Source organism: Priestia sp. P5 (genome assembly GCF_029522155.1).
GTDB classification, from domain to species: Bacteria; Bacillota; Bacilli; order Bacillales; family Bacillaceae_H; genus Priestia; species Priestia megaterium_E.
On record NZ_JAKWFJ010000001.1, the window covers coordinates 1,833,448 to 1,856,957 of the forward strand.

Sequence of the window (23,510 nt, forward strand, 5' to 3'; positions counted from 1 at the left end):
TTCAAGGGATATAAGGAGATGGAAGGATGAAAAACTATGGGGAAGAACTCGCATATTGGTATTTACGTTTAAACGGTTTCTTTGTATTAGATAACTTTGTCTACCATCAAACACAGCATAATCGAAATGGAGATGCTGATTTACTTGCAGTACGTTTACCATATGTAAAAGAAAAAATAGGTGGTAGTATCGATGATTGGGATGAGGAGTTATTTAGTTGTTTAAAGGAATATGACATAGCAGGAGTGCTATGTGAAGTGAAAACAGGACCTAGACCCAATCTCACTAAAACTTTTAATAACCATAAAGTGAAGTATGCCCTTAACAGAATAGGCTTTGCAGAACTCGAGGTAAAAGAAATGCTCACGCAGAATGAAAGTAACTTTATGTTGCAATATGATGGGAAACAATTTTTGAAACTCGTTGTTTCGGAATATGAGGTTCAAAGTACAGAAACTTTCTTAACCTTTTCATTAGAACATATTGAGGACTTTATTTTTAGTAGGATACATACTTACGAACGCCAAAAGTATACTGCTAGGCATTTCTTTCCTTCTTCTTTAATGCAGTACATGATGTATAGGAAAGATAAAGAGAAGAGTTATCGGAGAGATAGTCATGAATAAACAAAAATGGAACGAAAAAGAGTTAGTAGAAAACAGCTTGATTACACAATTAAAAAAACTAGGCTATGAACACCTTCATAGTCCTTTTATTGATTCTGAAAGAGAAACCAGAGGTGAAATCATATTAAAGGAACGTTTGACCCAAGCCATTTTACGATTAAATCCTTGGCTTACTGACACAAACCTAACGAAAGTCATTCGCTCTATCACTCATATTGAATCAACTAGTTTAATGGAAGCAAATCAGAAGTTTCATGAAATGATAGTAAACATGATTTCTATTCAACAGGACCTCGGTAAAGGGAAAAAGAATCAGACAGTTAAGCTTATTGATTTTGAAAAGCCGGAAAACAATGAATTTATTGTTGTGGAGCAGTTCACAATTAGTAATGCACAAGGTAACATTCGCCCTGACCTTATTGTTTTTGTTAATGGGATACCATTGGTCATTATTGAATGTAAAAGTCCTATGCTGCAGCCAGACGAACAAATTGGCGAAGGTGTAAGACAGCTTATCCGTTATCAAAACTCTCATGAGCAGTTATTCCATTACAACCAATTTATGATTGTCACAAGTAATGACCGTGCAAGAGCAGGGACAATTGGTGCAAAAGTACAGCATTATGGTGAGTGGAAAGACCCTTATCCAAGCACAGTTGCTGAACTAGGAGATTCCCCAACACCACAGGACATCCTAACAACTGGGATGCTCACGAAGGAGAGCCTGCTAGATTTAATTCGCAATTTTATTATATACGAGCCAGTTGAAGGACGAACGATTAAAAAACTTGCTCGCTACCAGCAGTTCCGTGCTGTAAACAAAGCAATTAATCGTATCTTACATACAGAAGATAAAACCCAGCGTGGTGGCGTTGTATGGCATACACAAGGAAGCGGAAAATCTCTTACAATGGTATACCTCGCTGTTAAGTTACGACGAATTAAAGAATTAAAAAATCCTACCATTGTTGTAGTAACAGACCGTAAAGACTTGGATGACCAAATCACAAACACATTTCGTCGATGTGGTTTCTCCAATCCTCAACAAGCTGAAACGGTTACACAACTAAGGCAATTACTTCAACAAGGTACAGGCTCTACTATCATGACATTGGTTCAGAAGTTTCAAGAGGATGCAGAGACAAAGGAATTTAAAGACTTATCTACAACTGAGAATATCTTCGTTATGATTGATGAATCCCACCGCTCCCAGTATGGCGGATTAGCAACTACGATGAAGAGTGCCATGCCAAACGCTTGTTATTTAGCGTTTACAGGTACACCTATTGATAAGGAAGATAAGAGTACTAAGCGAACTTTTGGACCTTATATTGATAAGTACACTATTGAACAAGCAGTTGAAGACGGTGCAACTCTTCCGATTTTCTATGAAGCAAGAATGGTTGACCTGCATGTACAAGGAGATTCCTTAGACGACCTATTTGAGAGACAATTCCGTGAATACAGGGAAGAAGACCGAGAACGGATTAAGAAGAAGTATGCGACAGAAGAAGCTGTTATTTCTTCACGTAAACGGATTAAGCGTATTGTGTTAGATATGATTGAGCATTATGAAACCCGCATTCAACCCAACGGATTTAAAGCACAAGTTGTAGCCATTAGTCGTGAGGCAGCAGTCATTTATAAAGAGGTGTTAGACGAGTTAAGTAATTACGAGTCGAAAATCATTATGTCGGCACGCCATAATGATAAAGAACATCTTCAAAGACATCATATATCTAAAGATGAAGAAAAAGAAATCATTGCTCGTTTTAAGAAGCCAATATCTGATGATAAACTATGTTTCCTTATTGTATGTGATAAGTTGCTCACAGGGTTTGACGCCCCGATTGAACAAGTTATGTACTTAGACAAACCCATTAAGGAGCATAACCTTCTTCAAGCTATTGCTCGTACAAATCGTACATATGATAAAAAGACATATGGCTTGATTGTAGACTATTATGGTGTATCAAAGTTCCTTGAACAAGCACTTGCTATCTTTAATCAGGAAGACGTACAGGGGGCATTACAAAGTATTGATACTGAAATACCAAGGTTACAATCTCGTCATCGTGCTGCAATGCGTTTTTTTGACTATATTTCTAAAGATAATCTAGAATCTTGTTTGCAAATGTTAGAACCAGAAGATATACGGGATGAATTTGATACAGCTTTTAAAAAATTCTCTGAAAGTATGGATATGGTTATGCCAAGCTCGAAAGCGCATGATTATATTGGGGACTTAAAGTTTTTAGGAAAGATACGACAGCTAGCTAAGTCTCGTTATCGTGAAGAAAAGATGGATATCAGTGACTGCGGAGAGAAAGTAAAGCAACTTATAGAAGAGCATCTTGCAGCAGTGGGAATTGACGTTGTTCATGAGCCAATAGACATTCTTTCCAGCAAGTTTGAAAAACGTATAGAGGAACAGAAAACACCAGAAGGTAAAGCAGCCGAAATGGAACACGCTATTCGTCACGAGATTAGAGTTAAGCTAGAAGAAAACCCAGTATATTATACATCTTTAAAAGAGCGACTTGAAGAATTACTTCAAAGACGTAAAGAACGTCAAACTGATATTGAGGAAATGCTAGAAGAACTTCGCAATATTGTAAATGATATGCGTAATACAGCAGACAAGAGTCAAGAACATGGTTTTACTCGTGAACAGTATCCATTTTACCAGATGTTGGAGAACGAAATGCCTCCTTATGAGGATATAGAAGACTTAAAAGCATTAACCCATCTTATCACAGACACTATTTTAGAAGAAACAGTTGTGGAGTGGACAAAAAAAGAGGATGTAAAGCGTGAGATACGTAAAAAGATAAAGAAACAACTACGTGTTAGCCCTTGTCCAAAAGATAAACTTGAAAGTTTGACACAGCAACTAATAGATTTGGCTGTAGTACATTATAGAAAATAGAAAAAAAGCCATCTCAATCAGATGGCTTTTTTTCTATTCCAATGTTAAAGTAGGACCGTTTACTCGTAACCATTCCTTACGCTGTTCGTAATCAGGCAAGATGGAGCGTACAAAGTTCCAGAAGTCATTGCTATGATTCATATACTTTAAATGTGCTAATTCATGTACTAATACATAGTCTATAATAGAAATTGGTGACATGATAATTCTCCAGTTTAAATAGATGTTACCATTTGATGTACAAGTTCCCCAACGAAACTTTTGTTCCTTTAACTGAACGTTATGAGGAGTAACTCCCATCTTCGCGCAATATAGCTCTAAACGCGACTGTAATTTCACTGTGCCATGTTCAAGATACCAATCCTTAAACAACTGAAGCAGCTGTTTGTTCTTTTCAACTTTATCCATCTTAGAAGGAACAGTGGCAATAAACCTTCCTCTCATAAAGGCTAAATCAGCTTTCTCTAATCCATTTTCTTTGTATACTTTTAATCGATAGTTACGCCCTAAATATGAAAATTTTTCACCGCTGATAAATTCTTTTGGCAAAGGTGGCTCTGTTATCTCATTTATCTCTCTTAACTTATTGAAAATAGTAGGGGCTTTTTTTTGTATAATTCCTTCAAGTTGTTTATTGGTAATGCCTTTAGGAGTTACGATGCGAATACCTTCCATCCATTCAACAATGATAGATACGTCTTTTTTATCGTCGGTATATTCGATGTCATACTCAATAGCTGTAGTTCCATATTGAAAAGTTGGCATGCTTTAACTCCTTTCTTTATATAACATTATTTTACGAAATGAAGTATTTAATGGCAACTACTCACTGTTTGGGATTTTAAGGCATATAATCTGAAGGCATTATGAAGGCAGAAGGGATGGTATTCAGAGATGAGTGGTGTATTTTAACATATTATATACTCTCTGCTTCAAGACGATGTAGCACCCGCAATCACACCAACACGGTGTAAAATATTCCGATACGATACGGATTTTTCGTGAGTTTTATCCATTAAAAACACCTTAACAATAAGCATTTCTAAAGTAAGTCTCGAAACGCTCAACGCTCTTACTTATTAAAAACTGCTTATCACAATAAAACATCATAAATAATAAATAGAATTAAATAGCATCAATCAAAAAAGTAATACTAAAAACTCTTAAAACAATTAGTAAAACTATAACCAATCTAGAGTAAATAAACAGTGCAAGATTTGTCTATATATATTAACATTATATATAAAGACAAATCTTGCACAGAAATTGATTGTCAAATTCAACAATAAAAACATGTAGAAAGTAGGTAATAAAGTGGCGAAAAAATGGACACTAGCAAATGCTGTTAAGAAGTTTACACCCCATCAGATAAACTCATTGAAAAAGAATAAAGGGAATTTGAATAAGCGGCAATTTGAATCCCTCATAAAAGAAATGAAATGCTATTATGAGGTGGTGAAAGAAACGGGTGAAGGAAGAGGTAGAGAACGAATCATTTACACAGATAAAAAAAGAAAAGAAAAGGTTAAGAAAGAAGACAGACGCCAATTCAATAAAGGACAAGCACCCGCACACTCGATGCATTTAGCACTTATGGTGATGAGTAAGATAGCTGATGTAGACGATAAGCCGAGAACTATGAATGCTTGGGCGACCCACTTTGGAGTTATATCACCTTCTGAACAAGATATTATGAAGGGGATATACAGTGAAGAAGCACTCAAGCCATACAATGAATTTATGATGGAATTAGGAATCATTGAGAGTGGAGAAAAGCAGATATTCCACGACCTAGCATATACGATAAAAAATGTTGTTAGAGGACATTTACAAACTGTACTAGACCAAGCAGAAGATTTGAATCTGATTAAAGTTATTTCCTCATGGAAAGGTAAAGTGAAGAATTCAAAAGAGCCAATTCAAATACAAAAGGATACTGCAAATGACATCAATAATGCTAAAGTAGAATTGCTCAAAAAGCATAGAATAAATATTTGGGAAGCACTTAATTTAAAGAACACCCAGAGAGTTAAAGTATTTAATGCTGAGTGGCTTGAATATCTTGAGAATATAGAAGATGCTAATGGAAATGCAATGCTATTGCAATATATCTATGAAGTATTAAAAATTAAAGTTATAAAAAAAAATGCTTTTGAAGAGTTTATTAAGGCACATTATCCTTCTGAGGCTGATGCATTCAATTCGATTAACAATGAACAGGCATACCACAGCAAGCTGCTTAATTATGTTGTAGAAAATGCTCAAAAGAAGCATGATAGGAGTTTAGAGCCTAAGAATAGGAACTTAACTATTGGTGAAGATACAAAAGAATTGTTAGAAATATTTAATATGACTGAAGATGAATTGATTGCACAAAATGAGGAAATGGAAATGCGGAGGGAGCTAACTCCAAACCAAGCCTTAGTTAAAAGTGATAGATATGTGGACTGTATTAGAAAGATTCATATCCAATTACATGGTATGAGTAATATTGATTTAGAGAACATCAAAAAAGAACAACGAAGTGGAAGAAGTATTAAGAAAGAGAATGATAATAGTGGTAAACTTTATGTGAATGCTGCACAACATCAAGAATTGACTACTACAGAACAAACCAAGCAAACTCAAGTTTCTAAAGACCAACAGCAAGTTAAAAAAGTAGTAGCCAAACCACATGTTGAGTCTTCTAAGAATTTTGATAGAGAAGATGAATATGAAGCGGCAATGGCAGATATTCAAGATGAGATTCAGGAGTATGAAGAAAAATACGGTGATAAAGCTATGGAACATATGAAGCTTGATACGATTATTAGAGAAGAGTTGAAAAGGGAAGTTAAAGCAGAAGAGCTGATGGATAAGGTTGAATATGAATTAGGTTGTACAAAGGAACAGGAAAGTAAGGAATGGGATAAGTTATTAAAGTAAGAAATCCTATTAAAAAAAGAACACCCTCTTGAATTATTTAAAAGAATTAGAAACGATTAATTTAAATGAAGAGTCTCTTGGAGAGGCTCTTTTTTTTCTTGTAGCGTTCGACTAGATTGCGCTAAAGTTTAAAATATAGCCTCACAACTTTTAATAAAACTTTGATTTTATTGTTTGTTACAGACAAATTGCTTATAGAATAATAGGTTATGGGGACAGGTTTTAACACCTGTTCTTATCTTATAATATTTATGCAAAAGGATGTGGTATAATATTCCTAGATGACCATAAAAGTACAAGTTATCTGTTTACAGTAATCAGTTCAGACTTCGTTTAAGAAAATTCTAAATCGGATGGGAGAGCATGCTTTGACGAGTTATCTAATCCAATATATAGACCCAAAAGATAATGAAGGGGAAGAAGACCCGCTTTTCTCAGAGTACACTTATGGAGATAAAGAGAACAGAGGGAACACTTTAAAAACTCAAGTTTTAAAAGGCGATTTTCTTTTTTTTAACAGAAGCATAGAAGATAAGGTCTGTATCACTGCATTTTACGAAGTGGCAGAGGTTTTGGAAATTCAAAAAGCAAAAAAGGATAATTCAATCATGAGGAATTATAGAAATCCTCACTTGTTAAGGAAGAGCGTCCAGGAGAATGAAGTAATTGTTTTTGGCAATCCAGATAAATCAATGATATTAGATACTCCTTTAGAAGTTAACATGGCATTACTAGAGGAATTATCCATTGAGTTTAAACCTTCTCCAAATCAAACAGAAAAAGCAGCCATTTCATCAAAATTGAAAAATTATGGAAGGTTTTTTCCCCTAGATGATTCACAAGTAAACATATTACTCGAGAAAGTGAATCCCCTACATAATACGAGCTTTCTAAAACTTCAGAAAGACTTAGAAACACAAATTGTCTTAGATAAAACTGAAAAAGATTGGATTGTTAAAGCACGCATAGGACAGTCAATTTTTAAAAGGACTCTTTTAGCTATAGAAAAGAAATGTAGACTATGCGGTGTCTCGGATAAACGATTGTTAGTAGCAAGCCACATCAAACCTTGGAGTAAATCAAATAATCGAGAGCGGTTAGATGTAAATAACGGATTGCTACTATGTCCAAATCATGATGCTTTATTTGATAAAGGACATATTAGTTTTGACAAAGATGGGTTGATTTTAATTTCAAGTAGTTTGGATAAATATTCTAAGCTTTTCCTTAATATCAATGAAACTATGAATATTAGAATGAAAGAAAGCCAGCAGCAGTATATGAAATGGCATAGAGAGAACAAATTTAAGTAGTTAGTATTGTAATTAAGCTAACAGTACTATAAAGGAATGAGTGCAATGAATACATGGATATTTCAAGGAAACCCAAGATTTTTTGATGTTGATACTTACATTAAAAATCATAAGTATATTTGGTGGTCATTAAGGCAAGAACATTTTTTAGATAAAATTGAATTAGATGATGAAGTCTTTTTGTGGAGGTCAGATGGAAATAATAGAGGCACAGGTGGAATACTAGCTAAAGCTAAAGTAATAAGTTTGCCTGTAGAAAGAACCAATGACGAAACTGCGCAAAATTACTGGTATACCGATGAGTGGAAAAATCCATATTTAGCGGTGGAATTGGAAGTTTTACAGGTAAAGTGGGAGGGTGGATTTATAAACAGATTATCCCTTCTTGAACATCCTGTTTTAAAAGATTTACTTATACTGAGACAAAGAACTCAAACAAATTACCTCCTATCACAAAGACATGCAATTACACTACAGAAACTATGGAATAATAGCCATGACATCATAAAAAGTAAAGTTAGTGTTGAGAGCGACATGAAAAATCTTATTAGTGATGACATAACAGAAACTGAAAGAGAACAAGTAATTAAATCTAGAATTGGTCAATCTGCTTTTAAAAAAGGACTTTTAGCAATTGAAAATAAATGCAGGTTATGTGGTGTTACAAATGAACAATTCTTAGTAGCAAGCCACATTAAACCATGGAATGAAGCCAATCATCAAGAGCGGTTAGATATTGATAATGGATTGTTACTTTGTCCAAATCATGATGCTTTGTTTGATAAGGGATATATCAGCTTTGATACTGATGGTAAAATTATAATTTCTGATTATTTAGATGAAGGCACAAGGATTTTTCTTAATATCAATGAAAATATGAATATTGAGATGAACGAGGGTCAACAAGAGTACATGAAGTGGCACAAAGAGTACCTCCTTATAAATTAAACAGAGGAAGGTTATATAACTAATAAATTTGGAAAGGGAAATTTATTAATGGAATTTATTGCTTTGCCAGTCTCAAAAGGAGACTCGTTCATCTTAAAAGATGATAAATATAATTATGTAGTTGATGGAGGATTTAATGAAAGTGGAATAACTGCAATGGTAAAGGAAGAAATAGGAGAGCAGGATATAGAGATACTTATTTGTACGCATTATGATGAAGACCACCTAAACGGTGTAATAGGTTTAATTAAATCAACTATAGATATTAATGAAATTTGGTTGCCTAGTATATTTGCAGGAGCGGAAGGATATTTGGATGAATACTCTGCCCTTTTTGATAATTATGAGTCGGAATATGAAGACGAGAATGATGAAGAGTTACTATCTGAAATAGAAGATTTTAAAGAAGAAGATGGGATTTCAGTATCTACCAATAAAAGAAAAAAGACTTATAGAATGCGAGCTAATTTACGAAAAGTGTATACAAAAATTCTTCCCAGGATTAAGAAACTGTTGGAAGCTTGCAGGCAGAGGAAAGGGAAATCTACAATAAGATGGTTTAAGTATAATCACTGGCATAAAGAGTATAAGGTTCATAACTATCCATTAATAGGTTTAAATTGCGAAGAAGTAAAAGTAATAAGACCATATAAGTCCTTAGGAGCTTTAATCCTAGATTTAACCCTAATAAATAGGATGGGATTAGTTTTTAAGTATGAAAGAAAAAAGTTTCCAAATGTTTTATTCTGCTCGGATTCAAACTTTGTATTTACTGGAAGGAGAAAAAGTAACAAGGTGTACTTAAAAGAAAAATCTATAGTAACAGCTCCTCATCATGGTGCGGAGGAAAATAAGAATGTTTACAAAAAAGTAATTGGGAAGAGTTTAATTTACGTGAGAAGCGACGAACAAACGACATTACGTCCATGTAAAGCTTATAAAAGATTAAGACTAAAATATTGTACAATATGTAATAGTTCTAGTACTCATCGGAAAGTTAAAATTAAATATAGGAGTGGAGCTTGGTTTACAATGAATAGACCTTGTAGATGCTGAAGTTTTGTAGATTTTAGTTCGTGTGTTTAAATCTAATAAGATTTTAATAAATATTAATTACTTAATTCAAAAGTAGACTGAAATCTCAAGTCAAAATGGTAACAATTTTGTTGGAATACAATATTTTGAATTTAGTAGGGGGAGGTTTTTTATGTTAATTGATAATTTTAAGCGTTTATTAAACGTAGACAATGAAGAATTCGGAATAATATGTAGAGAATATGGATTTGAAGATTTGACCGAAATAGATGATGTCTTAGCAAACGATATTATTCAAAGAATAAACGCAAAAAAAGAATTTAAAAATGAGAGTTCGTTAAAAGGTATAAAAATACGAGGATTATTTAACAAGTACGACTATGAGATAAATTTTGAAGAACAAATTAATATTTTTGTTGCTGAGAATGGTCACGGAAAAACGACAATTATAAAAATAATCGTTGCGGCTTTAAATAGGGATTCTGAAACGCTTAATAAACTGCCTTTTGAAAAGGTTGAATTAGACTTTGGTAACAATAACGTAGTCAGTATTAGGAAAAATAAAAACAAGAACTTGAAAGATAGTTCATGGATAAAGAATTATAGTGAAAAATATTTTTTCACAGAATACTTATCAAACAAGAAGAATCTTCCAGAAACTTTACATGATTATGTGATGTTCAGGGAAGATGAAGTGGTTTCAGAAGAAGTAATACGGTTTTATCTTAGAAATTTAAAGAATCAAAAAGAATATACTAAGGAAGATATTAAGAGAGCCAACAAATATTTAAATCATTTAAAAGATAGTTATACTGAAAGTTATGAGAAAATAGAAGAAAATCTAAAAGAACATGTGAAATATCTACCAACTTTTAGAAGGGTTGAAGCAGAATTAAGGGAGATATACACTGATGATATTGAATTTGAAGGGAAATTTGAAGAAAGTAGTTTAAAATTTGGATTAAAAGATGTTGAATCAAGGATTAACAGGCTTACAAACAGGCTAACTAAAGAAGCATTTGAGACGCACTCCAAAATAAATGGTGAGATATTAGGTGATTTACTAAGTGACAGTACATTGGCAATCTCTGAGAATCAGAGAAAAGAAATAACGATGGAAAAAACTAAGATTATTTTGGGACGAATTGGTAAAGAGAATATAAAAGAATACGATAAGTTGAATGATTTCTTAACTAACCTTAATACTAGTGAATACAGCAATAAAGAGTTCTTAGAATATTATATATATAAATTAATAAAAATATATGATAGCCAAAGGGAAATTGATAATAAAATTAAAGAATTTAAAGATGTTTGTAATAAATATCTCATTAATAAAGAATTAGTTTACGATGAAATTTCCCCTAGAATAAGAATTAATGATTTGGAAGATAACAATCCAATTTCATTTTCCGAACTATCTTCTGGGGAGAAACAAATACTCTCTATTTTTTCTGAACTGTACTTAGAAGACACTAAACCAATGATATACATTATTGACGAACCAGAGTTGTCACTCTCAATTGCATGGCAGAAAAGAATACTCAAAGACATATATAATTCGGGGAAAATAGCATTATTGATATCAACCACTCACTCACCATTTATATTTAAAAATGAATTTGAAGTGTTTGCCAAAGACTTAAATAGATTTAAAACAAAAAAAAATCGTAACACCAAGGTAGAGTGATTCCCTATGATATCAGAATTAGAAAACCAAAGCGGAATCGAGCGTGTGGGTGACCTAGTTGAAGATATGCTGGGAGAGTTGGATGCTATCGAGGTTATTTTTCAAGAGTTAGTACAATCAAAAAAAGAACATGGAATAGATGAAACTATATTTTGTTTTTATGAAGGAAAAGATGACTTTAAATATTATCCAAATCGAATTAGAACGTGGTTAGAGATGCACTCAATTAATAAGGGGCTATTTTCTAAAGGGTGTGGAAATAGGGATAACGTTATCAAGTTATTTAATAAAATAAAGTTTGATTTTGTAGAAATTAAGAATATATCTTTATATTTTGTTGATAGAGATTTTAATAAAGTAAATAAACTAGGAAGAGAAATATATGAAACTCCTTGTTATGCCATAGAAAATCTATATGCTAATGTCAGCGTCCTAGAGGGCTTTTTAGAAGCACATTCCCGTATCACCAATAAATCTATTGGGAAAGATTTGGAGGATTATGCTATATTAAAGGATTATTACGTCCAAAACCTATTTGATAGGTTAGAAGAGATAGTTATTATAAATGCTTGGTATTCAATTCAAATAAATAAAAAGAACAAAGATTTACAAGAAGGTAGAAGATTTTCAATAGATTTGAAAAAGTTAAAAACCTTATCAAAAATTAAACAATTAACTATGGTGGAGAAGTTTTCAAATTTAAATATAGAAATGCTAAGAAACATTACGATTAATCCGTACGAGGTGACGGAAGAAGAAATGGAACTCGAAATAAATCATATAAAGGCGGATATTTTAAACAATTCAAGAGGCAAGTATATAGAAGAAATTTTACTAGAATTATATAAAAAGATTATTCAAGAAATGAACGAACCTAATGAGTTTAATATAGAAAAAAGAAATTTACCACTCCAAATTGGAAAGAATAATTTTAAAACAAATTTGATGCAATTTGCCGTTACTCCAGTTTGCTTGAGAACATATCTCCAAGAAAGGTTAATTAAACTTGGTACAGTAAATTAAAGTTTGAATGATTTATAGAATTTAATTTTTTTCAATAAAATTAAAGAAGATATCCATTTTTGGATGTCTTTTTTGTATGCTCACACATGCTTATTCTTAATTACACCTATGAACCTTGATGATTTTACACCTGCTGTAGAATTGATATGTTTTTAAGTGGTTGAATCCAATCTCTACAAGTGAAAGGTTGCGAGTATGTATCTAAGGGGAAGGTCACAAATAAAACCTATAAGCCTAAATTAATTAATGTGCTTAAGTCATTACTGGCAGTCAATAAATTAGTTGTAAATTCAAGGTCAGTAGTTTGAAATTATTATAACTGTTAAGGCTCTATTCGCTAGAGGAATAAAGGTAATGTGAGTAGTAGAAGACACGCCATCAGGCAGGTTGTTTTTCAATATTTTTAGCTTATTTGGAGAGTTTGAACGAGCAGCTATGATTGTCTAAGAAATTCAAGAAGGTAACGCTTTTGCTAAGCAAGGATATATTTCGTGCATCTTAATACGTGACAGGTAATTCCACCTTCTCTGATGAAATGAGTAACAGATTTGGATGTAACCAATTGAATATTGAGACTTTGCAATTAACTTATATTATTGATATTAGAATTGAACAAAATGTTATCTAAGTCTAAAAAAAACTTTTTAAGGTGAAGGTGAAAAACATTAGGTCGTTGAATAAATTATTAAGTTAAAAAAAAGGGGGATGGTTTAGAATGCCATTAATAGAGGAGGAAAATCCCAGAAGAGGGTTGTCACAAGAGTTAAGAGGCTTTAGAAGGCAGTTAGGTAGATATAATGAATTATTTAAGCGAGTTTATACAAAGGATGAGATAAAAGAAGATGGGGTTGTAATCCATGTCAGTGTTAAAAATGGAGAACTTAATGTCCACGAATTATTAGTTCAACAAGTTGGAAATAAAGCCATAAAGTTTGACAAAAAGGGTATTTTAGGAAAACAAATACCACTTACATCAATTGGATTTGTTAATCTTCCTAAAATTAAAGGATTGGAAATTTCAATAGAAGGAACAGCTTTATCAAGCGATTTCAATGAACTCGTAGAAACACTTTTACATCAATTAGAAAATTTCATCTCTCAACAGAGAACGGTGCTAAATAACCAGCATCGTTTAGCTAAAAATGCTTATTTCCACTGGAAACTTGATTGTGAACATGACGAGGAGTAGAAGATGGATGAGGAATTATATGCTTATATAAACCGCAATCACTATAGCTGCTATCAGCGACTAGTATACTTTTAAGTGGAAAATCCTTTTATTAAGTTAAATATCTTCAGCATAAGGAAACCTTTAATAACAAGCTTAAGAGCCTAAATTTTTTGGTCACACAGTGGTCACGAATTGGTCACAGAACCCTAATTTTCCACTCTAAAACGACAGCATCACCCACGTTGACTTCATGATTGGCTCAGCTGAAATGGACATCGACGGCATTAAAGCTGACGGTACAAGCGAGCCTGTGTTTAGAAAAGGGAACTGGGCGTTTTGAATTAAATAAATAACAATGATAAAAGCTTCTGCGGATGTAGCGCAGAAGCTTTTATTGTGATACTAAATTTCTGTAAAACTGAGATTTTATATATCTTACACGCGATTACGCTTTAAAATAAAACGATAGCAAGTTATTTTTAAGTTTGTACATCAGTTGTAGAATCAGGAGCAAAGTTAACAACTTCCAAAACTATAGGAGAACCTGTTAAAATGCTAGATCCTGCAGGAACAGTAATAGCTAAAGAACCGACACCTGTAGCTCCTGGCGTATATGTGGAAAGGCCAGCCATTTGTAAAACGCCGTTGATATACACATTGTAATAGCTGTTATCCGTAGCTAAAGCTGGAAGTGCAGTAGCCGCGCCACCTGTATCACCAAAAAAGTCAGCGGCATCTATTGTTAAAGTAGCTGCACCCGTAGTTGTAGCAGTGGCTGCATAGAAAAAGCGTGAGACGGTTGGGCTGGCTGTTACAGTGGTAGTAGCGGCTATAGCGAGTTTCATAATTTGAAGAGGCATAAATGTGTTACCTCCTTTCATGTTCTATCCTTCAATATATGCATTTGTTCCTTCTGAGGAATAGGTTTAATGGCATAAATTTAATTCTTAAAAACTATAACTAAACTAAGTACATCTGTGAAGGAGAGTTTTTCTTGAAGAAAAAATCTTACGGCTGCGATCAGTATGCACCCTCTTGTTCAACACCTTTTGTTAAGCTTCCCGTGTTGCCTCAGCAGGAATTTAGGTATATATTCCCGAAAAAAGTTCGCATCTTTGAATACTATACGGTAGCCGGAGGCAGCAAGCGCATCTTTACAGATCAAGATGCGTTAAAAGAATACGGCGCTCAGCATATATTAGATCCTGAGAGCTACTCATACAGTAATCTATTCATAAACGGTGTGTTACAGCCTTCCTCCAATTACAGCGTCCAAGAAGGACTTCTTATCATTAACACAGAGGATATTCCTTTAGAAAAATCACCCGTGATTTTACAAATGATTAAAGTAATCTAACTTTCAACCACAAAATGCGAAGTACACATGCCTGGAAACAAAAAACAAGGTGAACGTTAGTCAGTTCCACCTTGTTGTGATTCTTCTTTTTTAACCGGAGCGTCACGCTTGAACATGTGATAGTAGGTAAACGCTAAGCATAGAGCGCCGGCGATTGAACAAAAATATTGCAAAAAACGGACAAAATCCATTGGAATGACCTCCCATTTTCAGTTTCGCTTCTAGTATGTACAGGGAAGTGAAATAATATGTGAAAAAGGGAGGTTTTCTCTTATAGTTCGTATGGTTCTTGGAGAGTAAGGTAAGGCTGCTGATCTTCAAGACCAAGACGCTTATTTAATTGTCTTTTCATTAAATCGTACTGGTAGATGAGGTGAAATTGATTTCTTTTCGGTGTTTCACAGCGAATGTAGGTTTCTTGCCCGTTCTTATCTGTGAAATGAATGGTTAACTCACCGAAATAGCGTTGAACAGGAGCTCCGTGAAGGCCTTTTTCATTTTTGACAACCTTTGAAAATTCTGCTCGTTGAATACGGTTAAATGGAATAATAGCTACTTGATTGATAACAAGACGCTGATCGTACATGTCAATTTTAGATATAGAAATTTGATTAATTCCTTCTGCAAATTTAACATGCCCGTTTACAGAAACAAGCGGTTTGCGATCCTCAGGATCAACAGCTCCTTGAGGCCGCTTAATGACGTAGAAGCTAGCTACGCCAAGTGCTACGATACCAACCACAACAATAAGTGCAAACATCATTTTGCATTCCACCTCCTGAGTATAGATGTGTAATCTGAATTTAACAGCAAGCTGTTTCAGTTGCCATATTGCCTCAACAATGAGGGTAGAGAAAAGCAGTTCGGCAGTTCATTATAAGTATATACATACGTTCGACAATATGGTGTGATATTCCTTCTTATTATGACTTTTTTACGACAAAATAGGCAAAACTCTTTTCGAAAATGAAGCAAATCAGTTACAATTTAAGGATAAGGTACCAAAGTTCTTTTTTATCTCAAAAAAGTACAGAAAAACGTAAAAAATTCTAGGTACTTTCTCATATTTTTACTATTTTTATAGAATTTATCCCAATTTCTAATCCTTTATCGTGTATAATCTCTTGTGTGCAGCATGATATACATAAAGGTGTAAGGAGGCACAGTTCATTGTCTTTATCAGCAAAAAAGATATTATTATTAGTTTTAGTAGTTATATGTTTAGTGTTAGTTGTGATGCAATTCATAAATCGATCAGCAGAGCCGACTTCTGAACAGGCCCAAGAAACACTGAGTAAGCTTCCTGAACAAGAAACCGTTAAAGAAAAAGCAAAGGGCGACGAGGAAGCGCACAAATATCGAGTGTATTATATTACTATTGAAAAAATCGAAAATGGTACATACAGCGGAACAACAAAAGAAGGAACGGGCATTAAATTTTCCGATAAAAATTTAAATGAACCGATTCCAAGCAATTTGAAAAAAGGAGATATCGTTAAAGCATACTTTGATCTTGAATATAGCACGAAAGGTCTAGTCAAAGTAGAAAAGGTAGACGAGATACCCGATGATGACGAGAGCTCAAGTTAATTGAGCTCTTTTTTTGTATTTTACGAATGTGGTAAAATATTGAATATATAGACGCGGTATAGGGGGAAGAAGATGATAGCAGCAATTATAGTAGGAGCGGTAATTCTTTTAGCTTTGATTATTAAAGGGATTGGAAAGCCAAGGGGATTTCGCTTGTATAAAGAGGAGCTTCCAGATGAGCTCGGAATACATAAAGGTAATGGTTTTGAAGATATTGTTCATTCACTAGAAGATTCTTTACCGATAGCCTATGTTCAGCAAGTGAAACAGCGTATGAAAGGGAAAAATACAAAAGACGATGAAGTGGAATGGACGTTTTTTGAGATGAAGCGCTACTTTTTATTAAATGCAGTCATCAAAGATGTACCGATGTTTAGTGCAAAAGTGGATGAAGTATGGCATGAAATGATTATGTTTACAGTGGATTATGAACGTTTTACAGACCGTTTTTTCAACCGCTTTTTGCATCACCAGCCAAATGTAGAGACAATTCCATCCCCACAGCCGAATAAGCGAGCGTTCTTTGATTGGATGTATGCTCATTTGTTTGACATAACGGGTAACAGCCGACTGCTTTGGGGGAAATTTTTTCAGCATCCGCTTGATAAAAGTACGCTTCAAGATTTTCAAAGATTGTCAGAAGATGAATTACTAGATCGCTATTTTTTAAGAAACGCCAAATGGGAAAAACAGCAGAGAACCCTGATTCAAACGTTAAAAGAAGAAGTCACTGCTGCACGAAAAAGAAAAAAAGCAGGCGGATCAACTTATTTTAAAAAAGCGGCTAAAAAAGGAAATGTATCAAACGAACTTCTTCTTCAAGGCTTTGTTTTTTATTCTCTCTACAAAGTCACCAACTTTTCAAGCCATATGAATGAGCTGCTGCTATATAAAAAGACGATGTATGCGGGAGATACAGCCTCTTACAGCGGGTATAGCTGTTCAAGCCCCTGGGAAGACAACCGCCACCATCACCACAACGATGGAGGTCATCACCATCATGACAGCGGCAGCAGCTGTTCAAGCTCTAGCTGCGGGAGTGGGTGCAGCAGCAGCTAATAAAGTAAAAAAACTCGTTTTATACGAGTTTTTTTACTTTAAATGCAACGACGATAAAATGATTCACTGACAAGCAATGAAAAATTTGGTATAATCGTTACGTTTTTAAAAAGGAGAGACAGTGAAAATGAATATTTTATGGGACTTTGATGGAACCATCTTTGATACCTATCCAACGATTGTAAAAGCATTCAAAGAATTACTAACAGATCAAACAATCTCAGAAGAAGATATTTTAAAGCAGATGAAAATATCTTCTGACGTAGCAATTAAGCATTTCAATATTGAAAAGTCTTTGTTTGATAACCACTTCCATGTGCTCGAACAGAAAATTAACCCTAAAGATAAGCCTGCTTTTCCTCACGTAGAAGACGTACTGAGCTTTGCGGATACAAATGTAATTGTTACGCATAAATCTAGACAGTCTACTCTTGATATTCTGGCATTTTTTAATATGGAGCACCATTTTACGGAGATTATTACAAAAGATGATGGCTATAAACGAAAGCCTGATAGCGGCGCTTATGCCTATCTTCACGATAAGTATCAGCTCGATTTAGTGATTGGAGACCGCGAGCTTGATCTAAAACCTGCCCGTGAACTTGGAATCAAAACATGTGCATTTCAAAATAACGACATCGAAGCAGATTATCACCTTACATCATACGATCAATTCTTTACAACTGTCGTAAATAAAAACTCGTGAAGCTATTCTTCACGAGTTTTTATTTGTTCAGGGTTATGTACTTCGGGAATTTCACCGAGCGTATAGTTCGCTACTTTTGTAATGTTACTATTAGCAAAGAAGTAAAACTCTCCGTCAACTCCGCGAATTTTTGTCGTGCGCAATCCAATTTCTTCAACAGTTCCTTTCGTATCATTTATGGATACGTGATCTCCTACTGAGAATTGATCTTCAAATAGAATAAAAAAACCGTTTAAAATATCTTTAATCAAATTTTGTGCACCTAAGCCTGTAATAAATCCTGCTACGCTAATACCAGCTAAAAGAGCTTTCATATTAATTCCGATTGCTTCTAAAGATGTGATAAGTACAATAAAATACACGACGTACATGACAATGCTCAGACAAAGCTTTTTCAGCGTTATTTCTTTACGTTCGTTGTACCTCAGCAGCTTGGTTTTAAATCTGAAATCAAAGATTTTATTAATTACACTACGAGCAAACCGGATAACGATTTGAGCAATAATAAAAATCAAGATAATCTTTATAATTACTTCACTAATGTCAATCCACTTACCGGTATTAAATAAAGTTTGCTGTACCCACTGTATGTCTTTCATGACTAAGTCCCTTTCTTGCTTTATAAAATTTTCTCTACTGAATAGTATAATTTATTTTTAAAAATATACTACTAGAATTTATTAAGAGGCGTTTGAACTATTGTTTTGTTTTATTTTAATTTATTTGTATTTGGTATATGTAATGAAAACTCCTTAATTTAGAAAAAGTGAAAATCCTCAGGTATAGATATTTTTAAAACATTTCTTTATACAAATATTAAATAAAATCTTATAGCAGAGATTAGTATAGATCTTATTAACAAACATTATATACAGATATTAAAGAAAGAAAAATCCTGTAAAAACCCAATGATATCAAGGGTTAGAGAGGAAATTACTTTTCAATAAATAACTGTGTGGAAAATAGACCTTTTTTGTGAACAGCATCCTTTAGCTAAAGGATGTTTTTTATAACAATAGATATGGAAACTATTTTATTCACTATGTTTTTTCTTCTGCAATAGACGGATTTTAAAATTCATAGTATGAAGATTTCTATTAAAAGTATGAATTATTTCCATTGTGGATAAAAATCGTCGTGTTAAAGAGTAAATAACCTGGAAATCATCGTTAATAAAAAAATAAAAGGGATGTTTTTAATAACAAAGAGGATGATATAACATTAATTGAATATGTTTTCTTTCTTTTGTGGATAAGTATGAAGGTATTTTTTTAGCAATATTCCGTAGTTATACACAAGAAATATCCTTCATTTGCACTCATTACGTTTATATAGATAGGATAATGGAATTGGAGAGCTGAAAAAATGAGTGTTTGTTTGTACTATTTGTATCAAAAAGAGAGGAAAAAGGAGAGAAAATAAAAAAAAGGCATGCCAAAGAAGCCCCTTATGAAGCTGTAAGTTCGGCAGGGACTTGATCTTGAAGATTTTTTGAAAGCTCTTTTCGAATGAGCGTACGGATTTTCCCGCCGTAATTTTCAACGACTTGAGCATCATGGCTGAAGAAGGCCTGTTCAATCAGAGAATAAAGGGCAGACTTCACTCGTTTAATACCATATTCAAAAGAAAGCTGAACCAAATCAGCGATGTCTTCGTTTTGGAATGAAGACATAACAATTCCTGTAGAATCTGTGCTGTATCCAGATAATTTTACAAAAGTCTCTTCAATAGTACGTCGAATCGCCGCATCGTATTGATCTTTCTTTTCTTGTTTTGACATCTTGCCATTTTTAGCTCCGTCTTTTAGAACAAAGAAAATAGTAGATCCTTGGACAACGGTTTTAAATGCGCTCGTCTGGGTTTCAGCTATTTTTTGCATCATACCCTTGTAGTGAGTATATTTCGGCGTAAAAATTTTATAGTCATTAAAGCTAATTTTTGAAGTGTTTTCTCCAGGATTAAACTGACGCTTAATCGTATCGTTGTCATAAACCAATTCTTTGCGCAGCTCTAAGCGAAGGGCATTTACGTTTTCAATTAGAATAAGTTCTTCAAAGCGAGTATATTCTAATTCCATAAACCCAAAGCCGTGTTCTTCAAAATATTGAGGGTAGGGAACAATACAAATATTGATTCCTTTGCCGCTGCGAGAATAGGAAATTAATTCTGTTTCTGCTAATGCTACATTGTTGTTGCGAACTGTTCGAACTGTACAATTCAAAGCGGCTGCAATCTCTTTTTCAGAAACATCACAAATAATACCTCTTTCATCAACGTGAAGGAAGTGATAAAAAATTAATTGTGAAATTTGAGATTTAGATAAACGGTGATGTTCTGCCACTGTTTTGATTGTAGGGTTCCCATGAGCGTCTAGGTCCATGTGATCTTCAATATCTTTATATTTTTCTACGGTGCTAGACAATTGGCGAATAATTTGTTTTCCAATTTTCGCAAATTCTTTTTTTATCATGAGAATCCCTCCAATCTATTTCATATCAACAATAATTTATTAGGGTAAAATAACAAAGAATACCTTGTGAAAATTATATCAATAAGAAACAGAATCGCAAACGAACGAGTAGTACGATAAAAACGGCAAAAGGTTCAAAGAATGCTGTCATATCAAGGGGTTCAGCGTATAGGTTTTTTAGTACGACAAAAACGGCAAAAGCAAGCAAGCGCCGGTAGAACAGTGTTTGTTACGATCAGTAAAAATCAAAAAAAACTTTATGCGTTTTAGTACGTAAAAAACAGCAAAAGTCTCAGTATAGTACGCTAAAAATAGCAAAAGTGAAGAATGGTACGCTAAAAACAGCAAAAGCTACCTCGATTCACCTAAAAAAAGGGGAAAAAACCACTTTTCTGATCGTTGTAAATAACACAATGAATTTCATTAGTACGTCAAAAATGGCAAAAGCTATTTTTAGTACGTGAAAAACGTCAAAAACGACCTAGTAGTACGACAAAAACAGCAAAAGTTATCGTTTGGTACGTCAAAAATGGCAAAAGCTTTATATATGCTGCGACAAAAATAAAAAATGGGGTTTGAAAAGGCAATAATAAAGGGAAAAGCAATGTTTAGTACGCAGAAAACGGCAAAAGTAGTGAAAGGGTACGTAAAAAACGGCAAAAGGTAGGATTGTTTTACGAAAAAAAGAGAATAATTAACAATTAATAAGTGATTACGAGTAAATAAAATGAATTTAGTACGTCAAAAATGGCAAAAGAATCAGAGTGGTACGTCAAAAACAGCAAAAGGTAGTAATTAGTACGCTAAAAACGGCAAAAGAAGCGAAGAGGTACGTAAAAAACGGCAAAAGCTTCTGGTTAGTACGTTAAAAATGACAAAACTTCCAAACTATGAAATAAAATTAGAGGGATATTTTGTATTTATAAGCTGAAAGTGGCAAAATATCAGATAAAAAAGGAAGGGAACAATTTACCCTTCCAATGTTTCTCTATGTTCTCCTCCAAAATAGTCTTGAATTTCATAATTTTGAAGAGGAATAAAAGAGATTTCAAATCCTTGAAGTTTTTGCTGATAACTTTGGATCAGTACTTGATTGCTAACAAACTCTGCTAGAGATTCATTAATTAATTTTAGATTGACATCAATTTTCTTTGAACGAAAACGAACTTTTGAAGCAAAATATTGATACGGGTAAAAATGAGTGTAAGACTTCTCTTGTAAATAACAATCTAATCGCTCTTTTTGAAATGCATACAGCAGTAAAGAAGACAGCGAATTATCTTTAAACTTTTTAATAACGTCACTGTAAATTTGTACAAACTGCTGATTTAAAAAGCCTTGATGCGTATCGTCGCTAAATACGATGGTTGCATATCGTCTGCCCGTTACTTCATCGGTTTCAATAACAGCTTTTTGGAAGAAGTTTATCGCAAATTTTGTATCTCTGGAATTTTTTTTCTTCGCTACACCTTCTACGTGGTATCTGGCAATTTTCATAATGCGGGCTTCAACCGCTTCATAGTTTTTTACACCTTTTGAATTATAAATTTCTTTAACGATATCCGCTAAATCAAGAGTCACCGTTTTTTCTTTATAAAACATCTCGTCGCGCTGTGAAAGAGCAAACTGGATAATTTGAGAATCTTTTGGGTCTAAAACCATATTTCGTTTGGAGAGAACCGTTTGATTATCATTGACAGGGATAATGGTGCGAATGAAATATTCTTCATCAACTTTATAGTCATTATATAAAACGACTTCTTGGGAGTTTGTTTTAACTTCCATATTGGTTTTAAGAGAGTGACTTTCATTTGAGAAGATAGGGGCCTCTACCCACGAATTCAATCGTTTATCAATCCAGTTACTCAAATTTCCATTGTATTTTTCTAATATGATTTCAGCAATTAAAAAAGTAAAGTCCGTGTGAAATGCTTTCTCTATTTGATAATTCATCTTTGAATCTAAATAAGGAAAATCGGTAATATTTGTTTTTTTACTTTTAGCCCATGTCTCTACTTCTTTTAACTTTATCTTTAAAATATCTTCAGGCTTTTCCACGCCAAACAGCTTTTTTAAGTGTTCGGTATCCACTTTTTTATCCATCACTTTTTTGGCCAATTCAATGTCTTCAAAAATAGGATTAGGCTTTTGGGCTTTAATATCTTTTTTTAACGTTTGCAGCCAGTTTTTCTTATTTGATTGTCTTCTTTTGTAGGCCGGGTTTCTTATTTCCTTAGGATTTATTAATTTATTCTCTAAAACAAACGTATCTTGCAATATATTTAAAATGTAGTCTTCTATAAAATTTTTTTCATTCGAAAAGAACGAATGAGAATCATATAAAAAGTCTATGCACTTTGCTTTGATATTGTCATCGATCGCATCGCTGATTTGTTTAATAAGGTAAGGAGAAAAATTGGATGGTTCGTTCATGTTGACCTCCTCTGTATGTATTTAATCTGTAACACTCTTATTATATCTTTTTTGAACGATACTCTAAAGGCTAAAAGGAAAATTCGTTTTTGTGGATGCTGTTTTATATCAAATTAGTCTAACCAACTATTAGTATATAAAGGCTTATTGCAAATCTAAAATTCTTTCTTTATAGCGCTTGTACAATTTTAGATGTAAGGAGAGTATTATAGTAGCTTTATAAAAGAGAAAAGCG

Annotated in this window: 20 protein-coding genes and 1 pseudogene; 14 read left to right on the forward strand and 7 right to left on the reverse strand. The window is 33.5% G+C overall.

Annotated elements, in window-relative coordinates; translation table 11 throughout:
• The first annotated feature begins 26 nt into the window (after positions 1–26).
• Both MMB69_RS10055 and MMB69_RS10060 read left to right on the forward strand, forming a co-directional pair.
• The gene (locus MMB69_RS10055) at positions 27–626 is read left to right on the forward strand and encodes a hypothetical protein (RefSeq protein ID WP_047750627.1); all 600 of its coding nucleotides are present in this window, start codon (positions 27–29) and stop codon (positions 624–626) included.
• Entirely contained in the window at positions 619–3,555 is a 2,937-nt protein-coding gene (locus MMB69_RS10060; protein WP_047750628.1) for a type I restriction endonuclease subunit R, read from the forward strand. Before MMB69_RS10055 ends, MMB69_RS10060 begins: the two co-directional genes overlap by 8 nt.
• Before the next feature lie 33 nt (positions 3,556–3,588).
• Here the strand turns inward: MMB69_RS10060 and MMB69_RS10065 are convergent, their stop codons facing one another.
• Positions 3,589–4,320, reverse strand: coding sequence for a M48 family metallopeptidase (locus MMB69_RS10065; RefSeq protein WP_047750630.1), 732 nt, complete (start codon positions 4,318–4,320; stop codon positions 3,589–3,591).
• A gap of 549 nt (positions 4,321–4,869) precedes the next feature.
• Between MMB69_RS10065 and MMB69_RS10070 the strand changes: the two genes are divergently transcribed.
• From MMB69_RS10070 to MMB69_RS10105, 8 genes and pseudogenes are all read left to right on the forward strand, one after another.
• Positions 4,870–6,480: a hypothetical protein gene (locus MMB69_RS10070; protein WP_047751832.1), complete on the forward strand. Its 1,611-nt coding sequence runs from the start codon at positions 4,870–4,872 to the stop codon at positions 6,478–6,480.
• Between the two features lie 368 nt (positions 6,481–6,848).
• Positions 6,849–7,793 carry an HNH endonuclease gene (locus MMB69_RS10075; protein WP_277447638.1) on the forward strand — a complete coding sequence of 315 codons (945 nt, stop codon included), beginning with the start codon at positions 6,849–6,851 and terminating at the stop codon, positions 7,791–7,793.
• Positions 7,794–7,838: 45 nt separating this feature from the next.
• Positions 7,839–8,741, forward strand: coding sequence for an HNH endonuclease (locus tag MMB69_RS10080; RefSeq protein ID WP_047750632.1), 903 nt, complete (start codon positions 7,839–7,841; stop codon positions 8,739–8,741).
• Positions 8,742–8,789: 48 nt separating this feature from the next.
• Positions 8,790–9,797 carry an MBL fold metallo-hydrolase gene (locus MMB69_RS10085; RefSeq protein WP_047750633.1) on the forward strand — a complete coding sequence of 336 codons (1,008 nt, stop codon included), beginning with the start codon at positions 8,790–8,792 and terminating at the stop codon, positions 9,795–9,797.
• 151 nt (positions 9,798–9,948) lie between these two features.
• Positions 9,949–11,466 carry an AAA family ATPase gene (locus MMB69_RS10090; RefSeq protein ID WP_047750634.1) on the forward strand — a complete coding sequence of 506 codons (1,518 nt, stop codon included), beginning with the start codon at positions 9,949–9,951 and terminating at the stop codon, positions 11,464–11,466.
• 6 nt (positions 11,467–11,472) lie between these two features.
• Positions 11,473–12,489: a DUF4435 domain-containing protein gene (locus tag MMB69_RS10095; protein WP_047750635.1), complete on the forward strand. Its 1,017-nt coding sequence runs from the start codon at positions 11,473–11,475 to the stop codon at positions 12,487–12,489.
• Positions 12,490–13,204: 715 nt separating this feature from the next.
• Positions 13,205–13,678 carry a hypothetical protein gene (locus MMB69_RS10100; RefSeq protein ID WP_047750636.1) on the forward strand — a complete coding sequence of 158 codons (474 nt, stop codon included), beginning with the start codon at positions 13,205–13,207 and terminating at the stop codon, positions 13,676–13,678.
• Positions 13,679–13,883: 205 nt separating this feature from the next.
• Positions 13,884–14,000: pseudogene (locus MMB69_RS10105) on the forward strand (aminopeptidase); the annotation flags it as partial.
• Positions 14,001–14,139: 139 nt separating this feature from the next.
• Here MMB69_RS10105 and MMB69_RS10110 read toward each other — a convergent pair.
• The gene (locus MMB69_RS10110) at positions 14,140–14,520 is read right to left on the reverse strand and encodes a DUF4183 domain-containing protein (RefSeq protein WP_071273549.1); all 381 of its coding nucleotides are present in this window, start codon (positions 14,518–14,520) and stop codon (positions 14,140–14,142) included.
• A 134-nt stretch (positions 14,521–14,654) separates the two neighbouring features.
• On the opposite strand from MMB69_RS10110, the gene MMB69_RS10115 reads away from it, so the two are divergent.
• Positions 14,655–15,017, forward strand: a complete 363-nt coding sequence (locus tag MMB69_RS10115; RefSeq protein ID WP_260506787.1) for a DUF4183 domain-containing protein — start codon at positions 14,655–14,657, stop codon at positions 15,015–15,017.
• Between the two features lie 56 nt (positions 15,018–15,073).
• Here MMB69_RS10115 and MMB69_RS10120 read toward each other — a convergent pair whose 3' ends face one another.
• On the reverse strand, positions 15,074–15,208 hold the full coding sequence (locus tag MMB69_RS10120) for a DUF4184 family protein (RefSeq protein WP_162258467.1): 135 nt from the start codon (positions 15,206–15,208) through the stop codon (positions 15,074–15,076).
• Between the two features lie 80 nt (positions 15,209–15,288).
• Positions 15,289–15,780 carry a hypothetical protein gene (locus MMB69_RS10125; RefSeq protein ID WP_277447639.1) on the reverse strand — a complete coding sequence of 164 codons (492 nt, stop codon included), beginning with the start codon at positions 15,778–15,780 and terminating at the stop codon, positions 15,289–15,291.
• A gap of 407 nt (positions 15,781–16,187) precedes the next feature.
• On the opposite strand from MMB69_RS10125, the gene MMB69_RS10130 reads away from it, so the two are divergent.
• From MMB69_RS10130 to MMB69_RS10140, 3 genes are all read left to right on the forward strand, one after another.
• Positions 16,188–16,607, forward strand: coding sequence for a hypothetical protein (locus MMB69_RS10130; protein WP_014459592.1), 420 nt, complete (start codon positions 16,188–16,190; stop codon positions 16,605–16,607).
• 72 nt (positions 16,608–16,679) lie between these two features.
• Positions 16,680–17,666, forward strand: a complete 987-nt coding sequence (locus tag MMB69_RS10135) for a glycine-rich domain-containing protein (protein ID WP_277447640.1) — start codon at positions 16,680–16,682, stop codon at positions 17,664–17,666.
• Between the two features lie 127 nt (positions 17,667–17,793).
• Positions 17,794–18,372, forward strand: a complete 579-nt coding sequence (locus MMB69_RS10140) for an HAD-IA family hydrolase (protein ID WP_221784838.1) — start codon at positions 17,794–17,796, stop codon at positions 18,370–18,372.
• A gap of 2 nt (positions 18,373–18,374) precedes the next feature.
• Here the strand turns inward: MMB69_RS10140 and MMB69_RS10145 are convergent, their stop codons facing one another.
• The 3 genes from MMB69_RS10145 to MMB69_RS10155 all read right to left on the reverse strand — a co-directional run bounded on the left by MMB69_RS10145 (position 18,375) and on the right by MMB69_RS10155 (position 23,275).
• Positions 18,375–18,971, reverse strand: a complete 597-nt coding sequence (locus MMB69_RS10145) for a mechanosensitive ion channel family protein (protein WP_129710273.1) — start codon at positions 18,969–18,971, stop codon at positions 18,375–18,377.
• An 848-nt stretch (positions 18,972–19,819) separates the two neighbouring features.
• On the reverse strand, positions 19,820–20,842 hold the full coding sequence (locus tag MMB69_RS10150) for a hypothetical protein (RefSeq protein ID WP_221784839.1): 1,023 nt from the start codon (positions 20,840–20,842) through the stop codon (positions 19,820–19,822).
• A gap of 969 nt (positions 20,843–21,811) precedes the next feature.
• Positions 21,812–23,275, reverse strand: coding sequence for a hypothetical protein (locus MMB69_RS10155; RefSeq protein ID WP_221784840.1), 1,464 nt, complete (start codon positions 23,273–23,275; stop codon positions 21,812–21,814).
• Positions 23,276–23,510 lie beyond the last annotated feature (235 nt).

Excerpts from the sequence above, each read along its gene's own strand:
- MMB69_RS10150 (WP_221784839.1), bottom strand. The coding sequence starts at position 20,842 with ATGATAAAAAAAGAATTTGCGAAAATTGGAAAACAAATTATTCGCCAA.
- MMB69_RS10055 (WP_047750627.1), top strand. The coding sequence starts at position 27 with ATGAAAAACTATGGGGAAGAACTCGCATATTGGTATTTACGTTTAAAC.
- MMB69_RS10155 (WP_221784840.1), bottom strand. The coding sequence starts at position 23,275 with ATGAACGAACCATCCAATTTTTCTCCTTACCTTATTAAACAAATCAGC.
- MMB69_RS10090 (WP_047750634.1), top strand. The coding sequence starts at position 9,949 with ATGTTAATTGATAATTTTAAGCGTTTATTAAACGTAGACAATGAAGAA.
- MMB69_RS10065 (WP_047750630.1), bottom strand. The coding sequence starts at position 4,320 with ATGCCAACTTTTCAATATGGAACTACAGCTATTGAGTATGACATCGAA.
- MMB69_RS10135 (WP_277447640.1), top strand. The coding sequence starts at position 16,680 with ATGATAGCAGCAATTATAGTAGGAGCGGTAATTCTTTTAGCTTTGATT.
- MMB69_RS10095 (WP_047750635.1), top strand. The coding sequence starts at position 11,473 with ATGATATCAGAATTAGAAAACCAAAGCGGAATCGAGCGTGTGGGTGAC.
- MMB69_RS10125 (WP_277447639.1), bottom strand. The coding sequence starts at position 15,780 with ATGATGTTTGCACTTATTGTTGTGGTTGGTATCGTAGCACTTGGCGTA.
- MMB69_RS10110 (WP_071273549.1), bottom strand. The coding sequence starts at position 14,520 with ATGCCTCTTCAAATTATGAAACTCGCTATAGCCGCTACTACCACTGTA.
- MMB69_RS10120 (WP_162258467.1), bottom strand. The coding sequence starts at position 15,208 with ATGGATTTTGTCCGTTTTTTGCAATATTTTTGTTCAATCGCCGGCGCT.
- MMB69_RS10100 (WP_047750636.1), top strand. The coding sequence starts at position 13,205 with ATGCCATTAATAGAGGAGGAAAATCCCAGAAGAGGGTTGTCACAAGAG.
- MMB69_RS10140 (WP_221784838.1), top strand. The coding sequence starts at position 17,794 with ATGAATATTTTATGGGACTTTGATGGAACCATCTTTGATACCTATCCA.
- MMB69_RS10080 (WP_047750632.1), top strand. The coding sequence starts at position 7,839 with ATGAATACATGGATATTTCAAGGAAACCCAAGATTTTTTGATGTTGAT.
- MMB69_RS10145 (WP_129710273.1), bottom strand. The coding sequence starts at position 18,971 with ATGAAAGACATACAGTGGGTACAGCAAACTTTATTTAATACCGGTAAG.
- MMB69_RS10085 (WP_047750633.1), top strand. The coding sequence starts at position 8,790 with ATGGAATTTATTGCTTTGCCAGTCTCAAAAGGAGACTCGTTCATCTTA.
- MMB69_RS10060 (WP_047750628.1), top strand. The coding sequence starts at position 619 with ATGAATAAACAAAAATGGAACGAAAAAGAGTTAGTAGAAAACAGCTTG.